Below are 15,333 nucleotides of genomic sequence, written 5' to 3' on the forward strand. Positions count from 1 at the left end.
GCCGCACGGCGGCCCCGGCAATCTCAGCCCAAACGCCCTGCTGGCGCATACGGCGCCGGGTCGATGATCGGCGCGTCCCCGGTCAAGAGGTCGGTAAACAGCTGGCACGAAGCCGGCGCCAGCACCAGCCCGTTACGGTAATGCCCGCAGTTCAACCACAACCCGGCATGCCCGGGCACCGGCCCGATATACGGAATACCCTCGGGCGATCCCGGCCGCAGCCCGGCCCAGTGCGCCACCACCGTGGCGCCTTCAAGCTCAGGCAACAACTCCACCGCCGAAGCTTTCAGGCTCTCCAGCGCGTCCCCGGTCGGGGTTTTGTCATACCCGGCATGCTCCAGGGTACTGCCCACCAGAATGTGCCCATCACGGCGCGGGATGGCATAGCGCCCTTTGGCCAACACCATGCTGGGCAGGAAGTCTTCAGCGCACTTGAACAGGATCATCTGGCCCTTCACCGGTTCCACCGGCAGCTCCAGCCCAAGCGTGCGCAGCAGGTCGCCACTCCAGGCGCCAGCACTGAGCACCACCTCATCCGCCGCCAGCACACCGTCGGCCGTCTGCACGCCGGTCACACGCTCGCCCTGTTGTACAAAACCGGTTATCTGGCAGTGCTCCCGCAGGGTCACGTTCGGCAACGCCAGCAGGGCCGCCTTCAGCGACTTCACCAGGCGCGGGTTGCGCACGTTGGCCACGCCCGCCATGTAGATGGCGTGCCGGAAGCCCGGGCCCAGCACCGGCACCGCATCGTAGGCCGCCGAAATATCCACGGCACTCAGCGGCCGCTGCTCGCGCGCGGCCCAGGCCAACGCTTCGGCCTCGTCGTCCAGGTCGAGCCAGTACAGCCCGGTGGTGTGAACTTCGGGGTCGACGCCAGTGCTGGCGAACAGACGCTCGCCCAGCTGTGGATAAAAGTCCTGCGACCAGTGCGCCAGAGCGGTCACTGCGGCGCTGTAGCGCCACGGGTACAACGGCGAGACAATGCCTCCGCCGGCCCAGGACGACTCTCGGCCAACCTCACCCTGATCGCACACCACCACCTGGCCGACCTTGGCTGCCAGGTTGAATGCCGTCAGCAGGCCGATCACCCCGCCGCCGACCACCACTACTTGCTTGCTCATCTGTCGATCCAACACCTGAAGTAAAACCGCGATGCACCGGGCATCATTGAACCTTCAGCTTCCCCAGCAGTGCGTGCTGTGCTCAACGGCGCCCGGATTGCGCTGCATGCCAGCCTGGTCGAGCTGGAAATCGCCGCAGCCATCCTGCGCCATCAGCCCATGCGGTAGCCGCCGGGCGCGCAGTGTGAAGGTGTCACTGTCGCGCTGGGCCTGCAGGCTGTAGTAGCGGGTGCCTTCGGGCAAGACCAGGTCGCCCTCGGCGTATTGGCCAGTGCGCACGCGGTGGCGCTCCAGACGCAGGGCAGCATCGTGCAGCAGGCCAACCACTTCGCTGCGCGCGGCTCGCCGAAGCTGGTCGCTGTAACTGGGGTAGGCAATGGCTGCCAGAATGCCGGTCACGGCCAGCACAATCAACAACTCGATCAGGCTCAAGCCTTGCTGCATGTCAGTCTCCTCGCAATCTTTGCCGCCAGGTGATGCGTTGGGTTTGATTGCCTGCCACGGCGTAGACCGCCTCCAGTACATGCCTTGAGCGGCTTTGCTTGCTGACAGCGGTAATCCGGAACAGGCGAACCGGCTGCCGTTCGGGCATGTGCGCGGCACATGTGCTGACACCCAGGTTCTGCAGCATGAAAAAGCCGGTCTGGGTACCTTGCCACTGTCCAACCAGATCGTGCGGCCTGGGCGGCGGCAGGCACGCGTTACAATCGTCAGGGGGCGCTCGTTCAAGTTCGCGCTCCCCGGCCAGTAAAGTGGCCTCAGCCTCTTCCAGCGCCAGCAGGCCATCGCTCAGGTAGCCGGTCATCCGCGTTTCCACCAGCGCATCACGCAGGGCAGATGCGGCAAGCAGGCCCAGCAGGACGCTGAGCACCAACGCCAACAACAGGACAACACCCCGCTGGCGGTTCATGAAGCCGGCACCGGGTTACGCAATGCCACGCTCAGCGCATGATGCTGCTCAAGCTGCAAGGTCGGCTCATACAATGTCAGCTGAAGATCGATCCGCTCTCCAGCCACCTGCACCACACGCAGTTCGCGCACGTGATCGACCAAGGGCTGATTGCGACCGCGCCGCGCGAAGTAAAGCGTACTTCCAACCTGAACATAGCGATGCCGGCTGACAGGCACAGCCATAAGCTTGTCGCTACCTTGCGCGCGCGCCTTGTGTACCTCCACCTTGTTGATACAGTTTGTCAGCAAGGTCCAGTCGGGGTCGCCGGCATAACCTGGTAACTCAGCGACGACCAGGCTCAAACTTGACGGGCCGCTCGACAAGGGCCGGGCAAAGGCCTGCTCCGCCCCGGGGACCAGAAAGTCGTCTGGGCCCAGGCGCAGGCAACCGAACATCCCAGCCATGCGGATATCCTGCGCCATGCGCAGTAACGCAAACCGCGCGGCATCCTGCATACGCACTGCCGTACTTTGTAGGCGCCAAGTCTGGTGCGCAGAGACAAAAAGCTGACTGGCCGCCGCCAGCAGCACCAATCCGATCGCCAGCGCCAGCACCATCTCAAGCAATCCAAACCCTGCCAGGCAGCGCCTCATCGCCGCTTGCGCTCATGGTCGCTGTGCAGCGCCATCGCCGCCTGTGCATCCCGGCGCGCGCTGTCCGCTGCCTGTAATGCCTGCAACTGCATCGCAGCCGTTGCGAACAGGCCTGCGGCCACGACCACGACCGCCAACAACACTTCCAGAAGCGTCATGCCCCCTTGCCTTGCGTGCATCCCTGCACCTCCTGCGACTTTTCCCGTCATTGCTTTCAACTTGGGCGACTGGACCTCTTGTCCAACCGCCAGGAAGCTACAGCCAAGCACGTCCAGGGAGGAATGCACGGTGAAGCAACGTGGCGTAACACTGATACAAATGTTGTCGGCCTTGGCCGTGGCGGTCTTGCTGACTCAGCTGGGCATGCCGGCCTACGCCCGAATGAGCGATGACCTACACCGGGCTGCGGCTGCCCGTGATCTGGCGCAGGCGCTGCGCAGTGCACGCAGCCATGCCATGCTGCAAAGCCAGCCGGTGCTGGTGTCGGCGCTGGACGGCAACTGGGGGAATGGTTGGCGGGTAGTGTTGGAGCATAACCGCCAGGTGCTACGCGAACAGCGCCTTGCAAAGTCGCTGAAAATAACCAGCAATCGCGGTGAGCAGTTCAAATTCAGTGCGCTGGGCGTGCCAGTGACGCCGGGCAACAGCTGGTTGGGCGCGACACTGGAAATGTGCGAACGCGCCTCTGCTCGCAGCCGATATCAAGTGGCGTTGGCATCAAGCGGTAGAGTCAGGGTGCTTACGCAGGACCGGAGCAATGACCGCTGCTAGCGTGGTCATTGCAGGAACGGTCTTGGGTCGCGCAAGGGCTGCAAAGCAGCCCCTGCATGGGCGGCGGTACAGCCCGTCAGATCAGCGAGCGAACCCGCAGCTCTTTGGGCATCGAGAAGGTGATGTTCTCTTCACGCCCGTCCAGCTCTTCAGCGCCGGTAGCGCCCCAGGCCTTGAGCTGCTCGATCACGCCACGCACCAGCACTTCGGGGGCCGAAGCACCGGCGGTGATGCCAATCCGTGCGGCCTGGTCGAACCAGTCGCGCTGCAAGTCCTCGGCACCGTCGATCAGGTAGGCCGGGGTGCCCATACGCTCGGCCAGCTCGCGCAGGCGGTTGGAGTTTGAGCTGTTCGGGCTGCCGACCACCAGTACCACGTCGCTTTCACCGGCCAGTTGCTTGACGGCGTCCTGGCGGTTTTGCGTGGCGTAGCAGATGTCGTCCTTGCGCGGGCCGCCGATATTCGGGAAGCGCGCACGCAAGGCGTCGATAACACGGCTGGTGTCATCCATCGACAGCGTAGTCTGGGTGACGAAGGCCAGGTGGTCCGGGTCGCGCACCTGCAGGTTGGCCACATCTTCCTCGTCTTCGACAAGGTAGATAGCGCCACCATTGCTGGGGTCGTACTGGCCCATGGTGCCTTCGACTTCCGGGTGCCCCTCGTGGCCGATGAGAATGCACTCACGGCCATCGCGGCTGTACTTGGCAACCTCGATGTGCACCTTGGTCACCAGCGGGCAGGTGGCATCGAACACCTTCAGGCCACGGCCAGCGGCTTCCTGGCGCACTGCCTGGGAAACACCGTGGGCACTGAAGATGACGATGACATCGTCCGGCACCTGGTCCAGCTCTTCGACGAAGACGGCGCCACGGTTACGCAAGTCTTCCACCACGAACTTGTTGTGCACCACTTCGTGGCGCACATAGATTGGCGGGCCGAAGACTTCCAACGCGCGGTTGACGATCTCGATCGCCCGGTCGACCCCAGCGCAAAAGCCGCGAGGGTTGGCGAGTTTGATTTGCATGCTCGGCTCCAGGCTACAGGGCCTTCACCTCGAGGATCTCCACCTCGAAGGTCAGGGGCTTGCCAGCCAGTGGGTGATTGAAGTCGATGGTCACCTGGTCATCGTCGAACGCTTTGACCACACCCGGCAGCTCGGTGTTGGCGGCGTCGTTGAAGATGATCAGCAGCCCTTCGGACAGCTCCATGCCCTCGAAATTGGACCGCGGCATGACTTGCACGTTTTGCGGGTTGGGCTGGCCGAAGGCGTTCTCCGGCGCCACCACTACCGTACGCTTGTCACCGGCCTTGAAGCCGAACAGGGCGTTTTCAAAGCCAGGCAACAGGTTGCCATCGCCCACTTTGAAAGTAGCCGGGGCCTTGTCGAAGGTGCTGTCGACGGTGTCGCCGTTTTCCAGGTGCAGCGCGAAGTGCAGGGTGACTTCGGTGTTCTGGCCGATACGGGTGTCAGTCATGGACCGGATCCTCGGACTTCTTGCTCTTGAACATATCCAGCGCCAGCATTACCGCACCAACGGTGATGGCGCTGTCGGCCACGTTGAAGGCCGGGAAGTAATGGCGGTTCTGCCAGTGCACCAGGATGAAGTCGACCACATGGCCCAGTACGATGCGGTCGTACAGATTGCCAATCGCCCCACCCAGCACCAGCGCCAGCGCCACGGCCAGCCATGTCTCGTTGCGCCCCAGGCGCTTGAGCCACACTACCAGCACCGCGCTGACCACCACGGCGATCAGGGCGAACAACCAGCGCTGCCAACCCGCACCGTCAGCCAGGAAGCTGAAGGCGGCACCGGTGTTGTAGGCCAGGGTCCAGCTGAAGTAGTCAGGAATGACCACGATCTGCTGGTACATGGTCAGGGCGTTGTTGAAGTACAGCTTGGTGGCCTGGTCGACGACCAGGACCAGCAAGCTCAGCCACAGCCATGCAAGGCGCCCGAAGCGCCCCGCTGCAGGGTTAGGCATAGTGGCGTACCTCACCCGAGCCGGTCAGGTTGTCGACGCAACGGCCGCAGATTTCCGGATGCTCCGGGTGGCTACCGACGTCGGCGCGGAAGTGCCAGCAACGGCCGCACTTGGTGTGGCCGGATTTGACCACTTGCAGCTTGAGGCCTTCGACTTCGGTGGCGACCGCTTCGGCCGGGGCCTGGGCGAATGGCACCACGCTGGCGGCCGAGGTGATCAGCACGAAGCGCAGTTCGTCACCCAGCTTGCCCAGGTCGGCGCTCAGGCCTTCGTCGGCGAACAGGGTCACTTCGGCTTGCAGGTTGCCGCCGATGACCTTGGCGGTGCGCTGGTTTTCCAGCTCCTTGTTGACCGATGCCTTCACGGCCATGACGCGGTCCCAGTAGGCGCGGTCCAGCTCGGTGCCTTCCGGCAGCTCGCTCAGGCCCTGGTACCAGCCGTTGAGCATGACCGACTCGTTGCGCTCGCCCGGCAGGTACTGCCAGATTTCGTCGGCGGTGAACGCCAGGATCGGCGCGATCCAACGCACCAGCGCCTCGCTGATGTGGTACAGCGCAGTCTGGCAGGAACGGCGGGCGACACTGTTGGCGCCGGTGGTGTACTGGCGGTCCTTGATGATGTCGAGGTAGAAGCCGCCCAGCTCCTGTACGCAGAAGTTATGCACTTTGGAGTAGACGTTCCAGAAACGGTACTCGCTGTAGTGCTCTTCCAGTTCGCGTTGCAGCAGCAGGGTACGGTCAACGGCCCAGCGGTCCAGCGCCAGCATGTCTTCCGGGGCCAGCAGGTCGCGGGCCGGGTCGAAGCCGGACAGGTTGGACAGCAGGAAGCGTGCGGTATTACGGATACGCCGGTAGGCGTCGGCACTGCGCTGCAGGATCTGCTCGGAAACGGCCATTTCACCGGAATAATCGGTGGCCGAAACCCACAGGCGCAGAATGTCGGCACCCAGGGTGTTGTTGACCTTTTCCGGCTCGATGGTGTTACCCAGCGATTTGGACATCTTGCGGCCGTTTTCGTCCACGGTGAAGCCGTGGGTCAGCAGCTCGCGGTACGGCGCGTGGTTGTCGATCGCGCAACCGGTCAGCAAGGACGAGTGGAACCAGCCGCGGTGTTGGTCGGAACCTTCCAGGTACAGGTCAGCGCGCGGGCCGGTGGCGTGGCCGATGTCGTGCGAGCCACGCAATACGTGCCAGTGGGTGGTACCGGAGTCGAACCACACGTCGAGGGTGTCGGCGATCTTGTCGTACTGGTCGGCTTCAGCGCCCAGCAGTTCGGCGGCGTCCAGCTTGAACCAGGCTTCGATGCCTTGCTGTTCGACGCGCTTGGCCACCTCTTCCATCAGCTCGACGGTGCGCGGGTGCAACTCGCCGGTCTGCTTGTGCAGGAAGAACGGGATCGGTACGCCCCAGTTGCGTTGACGCGAGATGCACCAGTCCGGGCGGTTGGCGATCATCGAATGCAGGCGCGCCTGGCCCCAGGCCGGGACGAACTTGGTGTCTTCGATGGCTTTCAGTGCGCGCTCACGCAGCGGCTCGCCAGTGCTTGGCTGCTTGTCCATGCCGACGAACCACTGCGCGGTGGCGCGGTAGATCAGCGGGGTCTTGTGACGCCAGCAGTGCATGTAGCTGTGGCTGATGGTTTCGGTATGCATCAGCGCACCGACTTCGCTCAGCTTGTCGACGATGGCCGGGTTGGCCTTCCAGATGAACTGGCCGCCGAAGAATGGCAGCGACTCGACATACACGCCGTTGCTCTGCACCGGGGTGAGGATGTCGTCGTTGACCATGCCATAGCGCTTGCAGGTAACGAAGTCGTCTTCACCGTAGGCTGGCGCGGAGTGCACCACGCCGGTGCCGGCGCCCAGTTCGACGTAGTCGGCCAGGTACACCGGCGACAGGCGGTCGTAGAACGGGTGACGGAAGTTGACCAGCTCCAGCGCCGAACCCTGGGCGGTAGCGATGACCGAGCCTTCCAGGTTGTAGCGTTTGAGGCACGACTCGACCAGCTCCTCAGCCAGCACCAGCAGGCGCTCGCCGGTATCGACCAGGGCGTACGTGAACTCCGGATGGATATTCAGCGCCTGGTTGGCCGGGATGGTCCACGGGGTGGTGGTCCAGATCACGATGGCGGCAGGCTTGGCCAGCGACGCCAGGCCGAAGGCGGCAGCCAGCTTGGCTTCGTCGGCGACCGGGAAGGCCACGTCGATGGTCTGGGATTTCTTGTCGGCGTACTCGACTTCCGCCTCGGCCAGGGCCGAACCGCAGTCGAAGCACCAGTTCACCGGCTTCAGGCCCTTGAACACGAAGCCTTGCTTGACCATTTCGGCCAGTGCGCGGATTTCGCCAGCTTCGTTGGCGAAGTTCATGGTCTTGTACGGGTTGTCCCAGTCCCCCAGCACGCCCAGGCGAATGAATTCGGTCTTCTGCCCTTCGATCTGCTCGGCAGCGTACTCGCGGCACAGCTCGCGGGTGCGGTCGGCGGAGAGGTGCTTGCCGTGGGTAACCTCGACCTTGTGCTCGATCGGCAGGCCATGGCAGTCCCAGCCTGGCACGTACGGCGCATCGAAGCCGGCCAGGGTCTTGGAACGGACGATCATGTCCTTGAGGATCTTGTTCAGCGCATGACCGATGTGAATCTTGCCGTTGGCATAGGGCGGGCCGTCGTGCAGGACGAACTTGGGACGATCCTTGCCAATTTCGCGCAGCTTCTGGTACAGGCCAATGCTGTCCCAGCGCTGCAGTATCTGCGGTTCGCGCTGAGGCAGGCCGGCCTTCATGGGGAAGGCGGTGTCCGGAAGGTTAAGCGTGGCTTTGTAGTCGGTCATTTCAGGCTCTTCGTTAGCGGTTGAGCGTGCCAATGTGCACGTGCGGCGGCGATATCCGCATCGATCGCCGACTTCAGCGCCTCCAGGGAGGCGAATCGCTGCTCTTCACGCAGCTTGTGGTGGAACTCCACCGTCAGACGCCGGCCATACAGGTCGCCGGCAAAATCCAGAAGATGAATCTCCAGGTGCGGGCGCCCATCACCGGCAACGGTGGGACGCATGCCAATATTGCCCACACCCGGCCAGGCCTTGCCGTCGATTTCGATGCTGGCCAGGTAGACCCCGGACAGCGGTACGCGGCGGCGCTTGAGCTGGATGTTGGCGGTAGGTGTGCCGAGCTGGCGTGCCAGCTTCTGGCCGTGCAGCACGCGGCCGGTAATGCGGTATGGGCGGCCCAGGAGGTGCTCGGCCAGCTCGAAGTCGCCTTCGGCCAGGGCCGTGCGCACTTCGGTACTGCTGACCCGCAGGCCGTCCTGGATCACCGTGTTGGCAGCCTCGACGGTGAAACCGTAGCGATTGCCGGCCTCGACCAGGAAGGCGAAGTCGCCGGCGCGGTCGCAGCCAAAGCGGAAGTCATCGCCCACTTCGAGATGCCGCACGCCCAAGCCATCCACCAGGATGGCCTTGACGAAGGCATCGGCGCTGAGCTTGCTCAAGCGCTGGTTGAAGGCCAGGCACAGCACCCGGTCGACGCCCTCGGCAGCCAGTAACTCGACCTTGTCGCGCAGGCGGGCCAGGCGCGGCGGTGCGGTATCGGGGGCGAAATACTCGCGTGGTTGCGGTTCGAAAATCACCACGCAGGTCGGCAGGCCCAAGGCCTGGCCGCGCTCGCGCAGGCGCGCCAGGATTGCCTGGTGGCCGCGGTGAACCCCGTCGAAGTTGCCAATGGTGGCGACACAGCCCCGGTGCTCGGGGTGCAGGTTGTGAAGACCTCGAACCAGCTGCATAACGCGCTTCTTGCTCATAAAGTGGCCGATTATAACCACACCCGGGCGCCGGTGACAGGCAGCAGCGCCCAAGGGCGGCGTGGAATGCTAAAAACCGACGCCTGACCCGCCCGAAGCCTTAGTGCAAGGCCTTGCGGGCGAAATGCCGGGGCCGGAAACCACACAGGTACAGGCAACCGAAATAGGCTACGACACCCGCCAGGATCAGCGCCCCGAGGCGCATGAAGCGTTCAGGCATGATGCCCTGCTCCCAGGCCGGCATATAGTGCATGCCCGCCAGCAGCACGGCCGACATCAGCGTCACCGCCAACACCAGCTTGAGCAGGAACATGGCCCAGCCCGGCTGCGGCTCGAACAACTGCTGGCTGCGCAGCTTCCAGAACAGCAAGCCGGCATTCAGGCAGGCGCCGAGGCTGATCGCCAATGCCAGACCTGCATGTGCGAGCGGGCCAACCAGCGCCAGGTTGAACAGCTGGGTGCAGACCAGAGTGAAGACCGCGATCTTCACCGGTGTGCGGATATTCTGCTGCGCATAGAAGCCGGGTGCCAGTACCTTGACCAGAATGATCGCCAGCAAGCCGACCGAATAGGCCATCAGCGCCCGCTGGGTCATGGCCGCATCAAACGCACTGAACTTGCCATATTGGAACAACGCGACGGTCAGCGGCTCGGCAAGAATGGCCAGCGCCAGGGTACACGGCAGTACCAGCAGGAAGCACAGCCGCAGGCCCCAGTCGAGAATCCGCGAGTACTCCTCGCGGTCCTTGTTGGCGTAGGTCTTGGCCAGGGTCGGTAGCAGGATGGTCCCCAGGGCCACCCCCAGCACGCCCGAAGGCAGCTCCATGAGGCGGTCGGCGTAGTACATCCACGACACCGAGCCGGCTACCAGGAACGAGGCGAAGATGGTGTTGATGATCAGCGAGATCTGGCTCACCGATACCCCGAGAATCGCCGGCAGCATCTGCTTCAGTACCCGCCAGACCCCGGCATCGCGCAGGTTCAGCCGCGGCAGTACGAGCATGCCGATCTTTTTCAGCGCCGGCAGTTGATACAACAGCTGCGCCAGCCCACCGGCCAGCACCCCCCACGCCAGGGCCATTATCGGTGGGTTGAAGTACGGCGTGAGCAACACGGCGAAGGCGATCATCGCCACGTTCAGCAGCGTCGGGGTAAAGGCCGGTACCGAGAAACGGTTCCAGGTATTGAGGATTGCGCCGGCCAGGGAAGACAGCGAGATCAGCAATATATAAGGAAAGGTCACCCGCAGCAGATCGGTGGTCAGTTGGTATTTTTCGGCGCTGTCGACAAAGCCCGGGGCCGTTGCCCACACCACCCATGGCGCCGCCAGGATACCGATGGCGGTCACCAGTGCCAGGACCAGCGTCAGCAGGCCGCTGACATAAGCAACGAAGGTGCGGGTCGCCTCCTCGCCTTGCTGAGTCTTGTATTCGGCCAGGATCGGCACAAAGGCTTGGGAAAAAGCGCCTTCGGCAAAGATACGCCGCAGCAGGTTGGGGAGCTTGAACGCAATGAAGAAGGCGTCGGTAGCGACGCCGGCACCAAAGATCCGCGCCAGGATGGTGTCGCGAACGAAGCCCAGCACCCGCGAAATCATGGTGATCGAGCTTACTGCAGCCAGGGATTTGAGCAGGTTCATCGAAAAGATTCACGCCAATGACAGAGGACGCTGCCAGACAGCGTCCGAATGTGCGATACTCCCGCGCCTTCGCAGGGGAGCCAAAAATTCCCGAGTGTACAGGTCGCGCAGCAGAAAGGAATCTTTCCCGCTTGTTGGCGCACCGCTCGGCGGAACCTTGCAGGTGGCCTTGACATCCGCTCGACTGATCGGCATGATTCGCGGCCTATTTTGTTTGCTATTTACCTAAAGTCTTTCGAGGAGCTCGACGGTGGCCAACACACCTTCCGCCAAGAAACGTGCAAAACAGGCTGAGAAGCGTCGCAGCCACAACGCCAGCCTGCGTTCCATGGTCCGCACCTACATCAAGAATGTAGTTAAAGCCATTGACGCAAAAGACGCTGAAAAAGCACAAGCCGCTTACGTTCTGGCTGTACCTGTAATCGACCGTATGGCCGACAAGGGTATCATCCACAAGAACAAGGCTGCTCGTCACAAAGGCCGTCTGAATGGCCACATCAAGGCGCTGAAAGAAGCTGCAGCTGCCTAAGCGACGTGCAAGTCGAAAAGCCGACCCTAGGGTCGGCTTTTTGTTGCCTGCAATTTATGACTGCAGGCACAGCACCTTATGGGACTCGATCCCTGTGGAAGCGGGGCCGCGCTTGGCGGCCCTACTTTTACGCTACTTGGCTATCTGAATCTTCGGCGCCCACTGCAGCCATTGATCTTCGGCCTTGTCGAACAAGGCAAAGGTCTGCTGCGGCCGGGCCGGGTTACCCATCTGCTCACCCTCCGGCGTCGCAAAGGCGATACCGCCATCGATCAGGGTCTCCACCGACTCGGTCCGCACTGTCGCACCCTTGAACAGCCCCCAGTCGAAACCGAAGCCACTGCTGTTCCAGAAGCGGCTGCCGCTGCGCACCAAGGTGGCATAGCGCGGCTCGATGAGGATATGGATCAGTACCCGGTCAGCACTCTGGCCCAGCTCGAAGCCCGTCACCTTGCCCACCGCAACCTCACGGTAGGTTACCGGCACACCCGGCTTGATCGAGCCACGGCGCGGCGCGCTGAGCGTCAATGGCAGGCCAACCTCTGGCCCCGCCACCTGTGGGGCATCGGCCAAGGCGATGAAGTCACGCTGCGGACCGCGATCCTTGGCCGCAGGCTGCACTTCCAGGTACTGCCCACCAATCAAGGTATCCAGGTTCTCGGTGCGCACCAGGCCCAGCGCTGGCTTGACCACCCAGAACTGCGTACCGGCCCGGGCAATGCGGTCTGCCGCTTCGGTGATACGCGCTCGCAGCAGCACTGCCTGCAGGTCGTCGGTGAGGTCGACACTTTCGATACTGCCAACATCCAGGCCGCGGAAGCGAATGGCCGTACCCGGCTTCAAGCCGTCGGCACGATCTACGCGGATGGTGATCAACGTGCCAGCGCGGTTGACCGCTTCCTGGCTGTCATGCAGGCGGAAGCGCGGAATATGCCGCTTCAGCGCCACGTCGGGACGCGGCGTATCGAAGGCAATACCCCCGGCCATCAGCGTTTGGAGCGACTCGCTCTTGATCTTGATGCCCGACAGACCACCGGTGAGGGTGATACCACTGACATTCCAGAAACGCGACGAGCCGTTGACCAACTTTTCGTATTCTTTCTCGATATGCACACCGATAAGGATGCGGCTGCTGTTGCGGGCGAACTGGTAGCTTTGCACGCTACCCACCTTTACCTGACGGTACATCACGGGGCTGCCCACCTCCAGCGAGCCCAGGGTATCGGCGAACAAGACCATATGCAGGCCCGGCGCCTTGAGGTCGAGAGGCGGCGCCTTGGCACGAGCCTCGAACTCCCGCTCGGGCCGTGCGCCCTTCTCGCCCGGGCGAATAGCGATGTAGTTACCCTTGACGAGCGCTTCGAGCCCCGTGATACCCGCCAGGGAGATCGACGGTTTCACCACCCAGAACTGGGTGCCCTCCACCAGGTAGTCTTCGGTCAGCGGGTCCAGCGTCAGCTCAGCCGATGCACTCCCTAAGTTATCCTCCATCTTGAGGGTTTTAAGCGAACCCACCTGGATACCTTTGTACATGACGGGCGTACGACCTGCCTGCAGCCCCTCGTAATCGCTCAGCTTCACCTTGACCCGGATACCTGCCTGGGCCGCATCGAAGTCTTCATACAGCCGGAACGGCAGGCTCGGGTCGGTGGGCGGGCTGTCCTTGCGATATTCCGGGGTGGCAAAGGCGATACCACCCGCGACGATGCTCGACAACGACTCGCTACGTACCTTCACACCCGAAAGCGAAGCATCGATGCTGACGCCGCTGGCGTTCCAAAAACGCGTGTGCTTGCGCACCAGGCTGGCATAGGCCGGCTCGATGAAGACTTTGACCTCCACAGTGCTCTGGTCCTCGGACAGCCGATAGCTTTTCACCCGGCCAACCTGGATCTGTTTGTAGAACACCGGGCTGTCACGGTTGAGCGACCCCAAGCGGTCAGCCTTGAGAGTGAGGTGCAAACCGGGCTCGCTGTCTGACAGCGGCGGCGCCACCTTCAATGCAGTGAAGCGCTTGGTACGCTCCCCCTCACCTGGGCTGACGGCAATGTAGTTACCTGACACCAGTGTTTCAAGGCCGGAGATCCCCGCCAGGCTGACACTGGGCTTCACCAGCCAGAAGCGCGTGCCCTTGGTCAGGTGCGGCTCGGCAGCCTTGTTCATTTCGATGGTGGCAATCACCCCCTGATTCTCACCCTTGGCGTCGAGTACCAGGCTCTTCACCTTGCCAACCGGCATGCCTTTGTAAATCACCTCGGTCTTGTTGGCGACAATACCCTCGCCCGACTCGAAACGGACTTCGATTTCTACACCGGCATCGCGGTAAGCCTGCCACGCGAGCCAGCCACCGATCATCAGAGCGATCAAAGGCAGGATCCAGATGGCCGACCAGTTCGAGGCTGGGCGGGTTTTAGCCGTTGGCAGGTCACTCATGGTCGTCATCCGACTCCGTGTTATCCCAAATCAGTCGGGGATCGAAAGTTAAAGCGGCAAGCATTGTCAGGATCACCACAGTTGCGAACGCGACAGCGCCCAGGTTGGCTTCGACACTGGCTATCCGGCCGAAATTCACCACCGCCACCAGAATGGCAATGACGAAGATATCCAGCATGGACCAGCGCCCAATGAACTCGATGAAGCGGTACATCAGTATCCGTTGTCGGGCGGATAACGGTTGCCGGCGCTGCACGGAGTACAGCAGCAAGCCAATGCCCACCAGCTTGAACGTGGGCACCAGGATACTGGCGATGAACACCACGGCCGCAATCGGCACCATGCCGTGCTTGAGCAGGGTAATGACCCCGGACATGATCGTGTCCGGGCTGCCCTGGCCAAGGGTGCTCACCGTCATGATGGGCAGTATGTTGGCCGGGATGTACAGGATCGAGGCGGCAATCAGCAGCGCCCAGGTACGCACGATGCTGTTCGGTCGGCGCGCATGCACGATAGCACCGCAACGTGTACAGGTTTGCGAAGTACTGCCTGGCTCTTGCCGGTTCAGCTCGTGACACTCATTGCAGACCAGAATGCCTGCATCAATCGCCCGCATGCAGGTCCTCCCCTGATAGCGCACTCCAGATCTGGTGCGGTGACATCACTACTTCCAGCCACACCTGGATCAACAACAGACTGATAAAGCAGAACAACCCTAGGCCCACGGTCAGTTCAGCCAGGTCCACCAGTTTGACGATGGCCACCAGCACGCCCATGAAATAGACCTCGAGCATGCCCCAGTCACGCACGTGGTGATAGAGGCGGTAGAACACCAACCCATAGTCCCGCCCAATGTTCAGGCGAATGCTCAACAACACGGTCAACTGGCATAACAACTTGAGCAACGGTATGGCCATGCTGCACAAAAACACCACTGCGGCGACGCCGCGCATCTCCGAGTTGTACAGCCCCAGCACCCCACTCCAGACGGTGTCATCCGAAGTCTGGCCAAGCAGGTGCAACTGCATGATCGGCAGGAAGTTGGCCGGAATGAACAGCAACAGGGCCGTCAGCACCAGGGCCAGGCTGCGATTGACCACATTGTGCCGGTGCGCGTACAGCTCGTAGCCGCAGCGCGGGCATTGGGCTTTTTCATCATGCTGAAGCACAGGCTTGCGCAGCAGCAAATCGCATTCGTGGCAGGCGACAAGCTCGTCCAGCGGCAACTCGGCCAGTGGTTCAGGTTCGACAGAATTGGACATATAGCGCTTCTGAATAGGTGCGTGAGCCTATTCTAGTGGTCTGGCTCGGGTTGTGGGAGGCGACAATGGCACGGAAATCTGCAGGAGCCCCACAGTGGTCTGTGCCTGGCCGCAGGCACATGCAAGGCTGGAGGTTTCTCCGGCCACAAAGACAAAACCCCTACCTGCATGTGCAGATAGGGGTTTTGCGAAATGAATCTTGACGATGACCTACTCTCACATGGGGAAACCCCACACTACCATCGGCGATGCATCGTTTCA

At 62.3% G+C, this 15,333-nt stretch carries 16 protein-coding genes; 2 read left to right on the plus strand and 14 right to left on the minus strand.

The genetic code is table 11. The features are described from left to right. Nucleotides 1–23 precede the first annotated feature (23 nt). Genes thiO through DMX11_RS24060 form a run of 5 tightly spaced genes read right to left on the minus strand, consistent with a single transcriptional unit; the run spans nt 24 to nt 2,845 of the window. Nucleotides 24–1,121 (minus strand): glycine oxidase ThiO, encoded by a 1,098-nt coding sequence (thiO, locus tag DMX11_RS24040; RefSeq protein ID WP_110747711.1) that lies wholly within the window; start codon nt 1,119–1,121, stop codon nt 24–26. A 54-nt stretch (nt 1,122–1,175) separates the two neighbouring features. Further along, nucleotides 1,176–1,565, minus strand: coding sequence for a type IV pilin protein (locus tag DMX11_RS24045; RefSeq protein ID WP_003247577.1), 390 nt, complete (start codon nt 1,563–1,565; stop codon nt 1,176–1,178). Between the two features lies 1 nt (nt 1,566). Then, a complete protein-coding gene (locus DMX11_RS24050; protein ID WP_110747714.1) occupies nt 1,567–2,031 on the minus strand; it encodes a hypothetical protein in 465 nt (154 codons plus the stop codon). Continuing rightward, nucleotides 2,028–2,666: a PilW family protein gene (locus DMX11_RS24055; protein ID WP_110747717.1), complete on the minus strand. Its 639-nt coding sequence runs from the start codon at nt 2,664–2,666 to the stop codon at nt 2,028–2,030. The genes DMX11_RS24050 and DMX11_RS24055 overlap by 4 nt, the downstream gene beginning before the upstream one ends. After that, nucleotides 2,663–2,845: a prepilin-type N-terminal cleavage/methylation domain-containing protein gene (locus tag DMX11_RS24060; RefSeq protein ID WP_110747720.1), complete on the minus strand. Its 183-nt coding sequence runs from the start codon at nt 2,843–2,845 to the stop codon at nt 2,663–2,665. Before DMX11_RS24060 ends, DMX11_RS24055 begins: the two co-directional genes overlap by 4 nt. A 109-nt stretch (nt 2,846–2,954) precedes the next feature. Here DMX11_RS24060 and DMX11_RS24065 point away from each other — a divergent pair, with 109 nt between their 5' ends. Beyond that, on the plus strand, nt 2,955–3,437 hold the full coding sequence (locus DMX11_RS24065; protein WP_110747724.1) for a GspH/FimT family protein: 483 nt from the start codon (nt 2,955–2,957) through the stop codon (nt 3,435–3,437). A gap of 76 nt (nt 3,438–3,513) precedes the next feature. On the opposite strand, the gene ispH is transcribed toward DMX11_RS24065, so the two are convergent. From ispH to murJ, 6 genes are all read right to left on the minus strand, one after another. Then, nucleotides 3,514–4,461: a 4-hydroxy-3-methylbut-2-enyl diphosphate reductase gene (ispH, locus tag DMX11_RS24070; RefSeq protein WP_110747727.1), complete on the minus strand. Its 948-nt coding sequence runs from the start codon at nt 4,459–4,461 to the stop codon at nt 3,514–3,516. Between the two features lie 13 nt (nt 4,462–4,474). Then, nucleotides 4,475–4,912 carry an FKBP-type peptidyl-prolyl cis-trans isomerase gene (gene fkpB, locus DMX11_RS24075; RefSeq protein WP_110747729.1) on the minus strand — a complete coding sequence of 146 codons (438 nt, stop codon included), beginning with the start codon at nt 4,910–4,912 and terminating at the stop codon, nt 4,475–4,477. Beyond that, nucleotides 4,905–5,420 (minus strand): signal peptidase II, encoded by a 516-nt coding sequence (lspA, locus tag DMX11_RS24080; RefSeq protein ID WP_014589581.1) that lies wholly within the window; start codon nt 5,418–5,420, stop codon nt 4,905–4,907. Before lspA ends, fkpB begins: the two co-directional genes overlap by 8 nt. Continuing rightward, nucleotides 5,413–8,244, minus strand: a complete 2,832-nt coding sequence (ileS, locus tag DMX11_RS24085) for an isoleucine--tRNA ligase (RefSeq protein WP_110747732.1) — start codon at nt 8,242–8,244, stop codon at nt 5,413–5,415. The genes lspA and ileS overlap by 8 nt, the downstream gene beginning before the upstream one ends. After that, nucleotides 8,241–9,191: a bifunctional riboflavin kinase/FAD synthetase gene (gene ribF, locus DMX11_RS24090; RefSeq protein ID WP_110747735.1), complete on the minus strand. Its 951-nt coding sequence runs from the start codon at nt 9,189–9,191 to the stop codon at nt 8,241–8,243. The genes ileS and ribF overlap by 4 nt, the downstream gene beginning before the upstream one ends. Nucleotides 9,192–9,309: 118 nt before the next feature. Continuing rightward, nucleotides 9,310–10,848, minus strand: coding sequence for a murein biosynthesis integral membrane protein MurJ (gene murJ / locus DMX11_RS24095; RefSeq protein WP_110747738.1), 1,539 nt, complete (start codon nt 10,846–10,848; stop codon nt 9,310–9,312). Between the two features lie 250 nt (nt 10,849–11,098). Here murJ and rpsT point away from each other — a divergent pair, with 250 nt between their 5' ends. Continuing rightward, nucleotides 11,099–11,377, plus strand: a complete 279-nt coding sequence (gene rpsT / locus DMX11_RS24100; RefSeq protein ID WP_003247625.1) for a 30S ribosomal protein S20 — start codon at nt 11,099–11,101, stop codon at nt 11,375–11,377. A gap of 132 nt (nt 11,378–11,509) precedes the next feature. On the opposite strand, the gene DMX11_RS24105 is transcribed toward rpsT, so the two are convergent. The 3 genes from DMX11_RS24105 to DMX11_RS24115 are packed head-to-tail and all read right to left on the minus strand — an operon-like array spanning nt 11,510 to nt 15,072. Continuing rightward, a complete protein-coding gene (locus DMX11_RS24105; protein ID WP_110747740.1) occupies nt 11,510–13,810 on the minus strand; it encodes a PqiB family protein in 2,301 nt (766 codons plus the stop codon). Beyond that, nucleotides 13,803–14,426, minus strand: a complete 624-nt coding sequence (locus DMX11_RS24110) for a paraquat-inducible protein A (protein WP_051096115.1) — start codon at nt 14,424–14,426, stop codon at nt 13,803–13,805. The genes DMX11_RS24105 and DMX11_RS24110 overlap by 8 nt, the downstream gene beginning before the upstream one ends. Further along, nucleotides 14,413–15,072, minus strand: a complete 660-nt coding sequence (locus DMX11_RS24115) for a paraquat-inducible protein A (RefSeq protein ID WP_110747743.1) — start codon at nt 15,070–15,072, stop codon at nt 14,413–14,415. The genes DMX11_RS24110 and DMX11_RS24115 overlap by 14 nt, the downstream gene beginning before the upstream one ends. Nucleotides 15,073–15,333: the final 261 nt, after the last annotated feature.

The sequence above is a fragment of the Pseudomonas sp. LB-090624 genome (genome assembly GCF_003205205.1).
GTDB lineage: Bacteria > Pseudomonadota > Gammaproteobacteria > Pseudomonadales > Pseudomonadaceae > Aquipseudomonas.